At 69.6% G+C, this 5,256-nt stretch carries 5 protein-coding genes; all 5 read right to left on the bottom strand.

Going from position 1 to position 5,256, the window contains the following annotated elements:
- Positions 1-855, bottom strand: an 855-nt coding sequence (locus ACTHMF_RS02135; protein ID WP_440316115.1) for a type II secretion system F family protein, incomplete at its 3' end; no start/stop codon positions are given.
- Positions 855-2,705, bottom strand: a complete 1,851-nt coding sequence (locus ACTHMF_RS02130) for a PilT/PilU family type 4a pilus ATPase (RefSeq protein WP_440316114.1) — start codon at positions 2,703-2,705, stop codon at positions 855-857. The genes ACTHMF_RS02135 and ACTHMF_RS02130, both read right to left, overlap by 1 nt.
- A gap of 16 nt (positions 2,706-2,721) precedes the next feature.
- Positions 2,722-4,386 (bottom strand): GspE/PulE family protein, encoded by a 1,665-nt coding sequence (locus tag ACTHMF_RS02125; protein WP_440316113.1) that lies wholly within the window; start codon positions 4,384-4,386, stop codon positions 2,722-2,724.
- A gap of 252 nt (positions 4,387-4,638) precedes the next feature.
- Positions 4,639-4,869 (bottom strand): hypothetical protein, encoded by a 231-nt coding sequence (locus ACTHMF_RS02120; protein ID WP_440316112.1) that lies wholly within the window; start codon positions 4,867-4,869, stop codon positions 4,639-4,641.
- A gap of 154 nt (positions 4,870-5,023) precedes the next feature.
- On the bottom strand, positions 5,024-5,256 hold a 233-nt coding region (locus ACTHMF_RS02115; protein WP_440316111.1), incomplete at its 5' end, for a hypothetical protein.

Genomic DNA, 5,256 nt, shown 5'->3' with positions numbered 1-5,256 from the left:
GATCATGTTGGCGAAGTTGCGACTGAACCGTGCGACAGCGATCTTCTTCATGAGCGGACCGAACACGGGCAGCTTCAGCTTGATCGGATCGACACGCATCCGCACCTTCTCGGTGTTCTTGTTGCGCACCCACCAGATGCCCCCCACGATGCCGCCGACCACGAGCACCGGGACGATGTAGACCATCGCGTGGGACAGCTCGACGAGGATCTGGGTGGGCAGCGGCAGGGTCCCGCCGAGCTGTTTGAACATGTTCTCGAAGACCGGAACGATGAAGAGCAGCATCGCCACGACCGCGACGATGGACAGGCACAGCACGATCACCGGATAGGTCAGCGCCGACTTGATCGTGCCTCGGAGCTTGACCTCCTTCTCGAAGTTCTCGGCGATCGACTCGAGCGAGCTGTCGAGGAAGCCGCCGGTCTCGCCTGCCTTGATCATGTTGATCATCAGCGGCGGAAAGCCGTCGGAGTTCTTGCGCATCGCGTCCGAGATGGCCACACCGGACTCGACGTCGTCCCTGACCTTCGCCATGATGGCGGCCAGCTTCTTATTCTCGGTCTGCTCGGCGACGATGTTCAAGGTGCGGAGGATGGAGAGTCCCGATCCGATCATGGTCGCCATCTGCCGACTCATGATGGCCAAGTCCTTGAGCTTGACCCCTGACCCGAATCCGAGGTTGATCTCGCGTTCCAGGCCGGTCCCCTCCGGCGCCTCCGCGATCGAGATCGGAGACAGCCCCATGGTGCGCAGCTTCGCCGCGACGGATCCCTCCCCCGCCGCGTCGAGCTTGCCCTTGACGACCTTGCCCTCGGCCGTGCGGCCACGGTATGCGAACGTGGTGGTCCCCGCCATCACCTCACCACCCCGGAGAAGCTGTCGCCGAAGTCCGGGCCGGAGGACGCCATCGCACGCGCCGAGGCCTCCGTCGGCGACTCGACGCGCTGGATCAGACGGTGGATGCTCTCCACGTCATGCGCCTTCTCCAGCGCGGCCCTGTGCGTGATGACCCCGGTGTTGACCAGCTCCGCCAGATGCTGGTCCATCGTGTGCATCCCGTCGCCGCGGCCGGCCTGCATCGCGGAGGCGATCTGGTAGGTCTTGCCCTCGCGGATGAGGTTCGCGATGGCCGGGGTCATCATGAGGACTTCCGTGGCGACGACACGGCCGCGGCCGGAGGCGCGCTTCACCAGGGTCTGGCAGACGACGCCCTGCAGGGTGCCGGCGAGCTGCGCGCGGACCTGGTCCTGCTGGTGCGGGGGGAACACGTCGATGACGCGGTCGATCGTCTGCGGGGCGTCCTGGGTGTGCAGGGTGGCGAACACGAGGTGGCCGGTCTCGGCCGCGGTCAGGGCCACCGAGATCGTCTCCAGGTCGCGGAGCTCGCCGATCAGGATCACGTCCGGGTCCTGGCGGAGGACGTGCTTCAGGGCGTTGTTGAAACTGTGGGTGTCGTGCCCGACCTCGCGCTGGTTGACGATCGACTTCTTGTGGGTATGCATGAACTCGATCGGGTCCTCGACCGTGACGATGTGGTCGGCACGCGTGGAGTTCACGAGGTCGATGAGGGCCGCGAGGGTGGTCGACTTGCCGGAACCGGTCGGGCCGGTGACGAGCACCAGGCCGCGCGGCAGGCCGGCGAAGGAGCCGATCGCCTCCGGAACGCCGAGCTCGCGCAGCTGCTTGATCTCGGTCGGGATCAGACGGAACGCCGCGCCGATCGAGCCGCGCTGCTGGTACAGGTTCACGCGGAAGCGGGAGTTGGCGGAGATCGTGAAGGCGAAGTCGAGCTCCAGCTCGCGCTTGAACATCTCGGCCTGGCGCTCGCTCAGGAGGCTGGTGAGCGCCTGGAGGGTCCGCTCGTGGTTCCACGGCTCCGGGCTGCCGGCCGGGGTGAGCGATCCGTCGATGCGCACCATCGGCGGCGCGCCGACGGTGACGTGCAGGTCGGAGGCCTTCTGCAGGACCACCTCGCGCAGCGCGGCGATCAGCTCGGGGTCGGCGGCGTCCAGCGCGGCGCGCTCGGCAGGGGTGAGGGTGCCGACGTCCTCGGTGAACGCGGGATGCGCGGCCTCGGATGGCATGCTCGGGGCGACCGGCGCCGCGGCGCGCCTGCCCTCCGGCACGAGGCGGGTGACGGGGGCGACGGAGGGCGTCGCGGTGCCGTCGTCGAGCGAGTACACGGCCGAGGGAGGCGCCGCCTCTGGCTCGTAGACGGGCGGCTCGTATGCCGGAACCGCGGGCGGCTCATGCGAGGCGACGGGCTCGTACGCCGGCGGCTCGTACGCCGCCGCCGGCTCGTACGCGGGCGGCTCGTACACCGGCGGCTCGTACGCCATTGCCGGCTGGTAGGCGGGCGGTTCGTACACGGCCGCCACGGGCGGCTCGAAGGTCACCGGGTCGTACCCCACGGCCGGCTCCCCCACCGCGGGAAGCGGCGCCGTGGTGGCCGGAGGCTCGTAGCCGAGCACCACCTGCTCGAAGGGCGTGACCGGCGGCTCCGGCGCAGCCGCAGCCGGGGCCGCGGGCGCCGCCGGGGGCTCCCCGAACGTCGGCGGGGTCAGCGGGAACGACGGCGGCGCGAGGGGCGCACCGGCGCCGGGGGCCCAGCCGTCGGCGGTGGTGCCGGGCGGCGTCACCGGGATCTCGTAGACCGGCTTCGCCGTGGGCGGCGGGAAACCGCCCCAGCTCTGGTCGTTCGTCATCGGGCCTCCTTGACTTTCATGCGACGACTCTGAGGATCTCTTCGACCGAGGTGAGGCCGAGCTTCGCCTTCTCCCACCCGTCCTCGCGGAGGGTGAGCATCCCCTGCTCCCTCGCCGCCCGGCCGATCTCGGCGCTCGAGGCGCGATCGACGGCGAGGCGTTCGATCTCCTCGGTCACCGCCATCACCTCGTGCACCGCGATCCGGCCGCGGTAGCCGGTGTTCGAGCAGGTCGGGCAGCCGACCGGCGCGAACACCTGAGGGACCGGCTGGTCCGCCGGAAGTTCGAACCGCAGCCGGCGCAGGTCCTCCGCCGCGTACGAGGCCGGCTGCTTGCAGCGGTCGCAGAGCCGGCGGGCGAGGCGCTGGGCGACCACGCAGTCGAGCGCGGAGCCGACCAGGAACGGCTCGATGTCCATCTCCGTCAGCCGCGTCACCGCGCTCGGCGCATCGTTGGTGTGCAGGGTCGAGAGCACGAGGTGGCCGGTCAGCGACGCCTCGATGGCGATCTGCGCGGTCTCGTGGTCGCGGATCTCGCCGAGCAGCACCACGTCCGGGTCCGAGCGCAGGATGCTGCGCAGCGCCGACGCGAAGGTGAGGCCCGCCTTCGGGTTCACCTGCACCTGGTTGATCCCCGCCATCCGGTACTCCACCGGGTCCTCGACGGTGATCACGTTGATCTCCGGCCGGGCGACGGCGTTCAGCGTGGTGTAGAGCGTCGTCGACTTGCCCGAGCCGGTCGGGCCGGTGACCAGGATCATCCCGTACGGCTTGGAGTAGGACGTCTTGTAGGTCTGGAAGTTGCGCTCCAGCAGGTTCAGGTCGCGCAGCGACATGCTGGTGTTGCTGTTGTCGAGGATGCGCATGACGACCTTCTCGCCCCACACCGTCGGCAGCGTCGCGACGCGCAGGTCGATCTGCCGGCTGCCGTGGACGACGGACATGCGGCCGTCCTGCGGCTTGCGGCGCTCGGCGATGTCGATGTCCGACATGATCTTCAGGCGCGAGATCACCCCGTTCTGGATCGCCTTGGGCGCCGACTGCATCTCGTGCAGCACGCCGTCGATCCGGTACCGGACGCGCACATCGTGCTCGGCGGGCTCGATGTGGATGTCGGAGGCGTGGTCTTGGATGGCCTGGCTGACCAGCAGGTTCACGAACCGCACGATCGGGGCGTCGTCGTCGCCCGCCTCGGCGAGGGGCGTCTGCTCGACGGGGGCGGACTCCTCTTCCAGGGTGGAGGTCAGGTCGCTCAGCTCGCCGTCGGCGCGCACGTACCGGTCGATCGCCGCAAGGAGGTCGGCCTGGTCGGCGACGGCGGGAGCGATGCCCATGCGGGAGGCGGCGCGGACGTCGTCGATCGCGAACACGTCGCCGGGGTCGGCCATCGCCAGGATGACCATCCCGTCGGCGACGCCGATCGGCAGCACGGTGTGCCTGCGGCAGATGGCGCCGGGGATGAGGGTGACCGCCGCGCGGTCGACCGGGTAGTCGGCGAGCTCCACGAAGGGCAGGCCGGACTGCGCGGCGCGGGCGCGGGCGAGCTGACCGGGCGTGATCGCGCCGCGGTCGAGCAGTTCCCTGACCACCGACTCGTCGGCGGTGGGTTCGGTGGAGACCCGGTCGAGGTACTCGATCGGGAGATGGCCGTGAAGGATGAGGATCTCGGTCATGGACGCCACGGGGGACCTCCTTGCGGGTAGGACCTGCCGGCCGGGTCGGGTGATGCCGGCAGGGCCGCGCCACGCCCGGGCGAGACTCCGGAGGCGACGAAGCGTTGTCACAGTAACCGCACGGTTCGCGCGCGGAACAGCCCCGCGAGCGGGTGCCCCGCGCGCGGGGGTCAGCGCGAGCCCCCGCGATCGAGTGGCAGATCGATGTCGTTTCGAGGCCGCGGAAGCGACAACAGCGCGCTATTCGGCGCGCGAGGGGCGTCAGCGGCGCTTGAGGTCGCCGCGGCGGCTGGCCAGGTAGACCAGCACGCCGGCGATCACGGCGCATCCCATCGTCGCGAGCCAGAACGGCAGCGTGCGCGCGGCGTTGCCGGAGACCGCGAGCGCGATCCCGGAGATGAAGCTCAGGACCGCCACGACGAGCGCCGCGCCCGCGCACGCCAGCATCGTCTTGCCGGTGCTATCCGTGTACTCGAGGAGCTGACGCCACATACCCCCATTCTCCCCCAGCCGGCGAGTACGCAGAAAATGGGGCCAAAACGGCCGAGTACGCAGAGAATCTGCGTACTCGGCGGGAGGGGAGGGGGGAGAACGAGGAAGGCCCCCGGCGGGTGCCGGGGGCCTTCCTGGTACGGGACCTACGGGATCAGTTGTAGGTGCCCGGGGTGTAGTCGTCCGAGCTGAAGCTGTCGAAGTCGACGAAGCTCAGGTCGTTCTCGCTGAACGCGGAGTCATCGGTGAAGATGCGGTTCGGGTACCGCTCCGCCTTCGCCTCCTCCGTCGCCTCGACGGAGACGTTCCGGTAGCGCGACAGACCGGTTCCGGCCGGGATGAGCTTACCGATGATGACGTTCTCCTTGAGACCGATCAGCGGGTCGG

The sequence above is a fragment of the Leifsonia sp. genome, assembly GCF_051955155.1.
In the GTDB taxonomy this organism is placed as follows: domain Bacteria; phylum Actinomycetota; class Actinomycetes; order Actinomycetales; family Microbacteriaceae; genus Leifsonia.
Note: the sequence above shows the minus strand (reverse complement) of the source record. Positions and strands in the feature narration are given on the sequence as shown.

Excerpts from the sequence above, each read along its gene's own strand:
- ACTHMF_RS02120 (WP_440316112.1), bottom strand. The coding sequence starts at position 4,869 with ATGTGGCGTCAGCTCCTCGAGTACACGGATAGCACCGGCAAGACGATG.
- ACTHMF_RS02130 (WP_440316114.1), bottom strand. The coding sequence starts at position 2,705 with ATGACGAACGACCAGAGCTGGGGCGGTTTCCCGCCGCCCACGGCGAAG.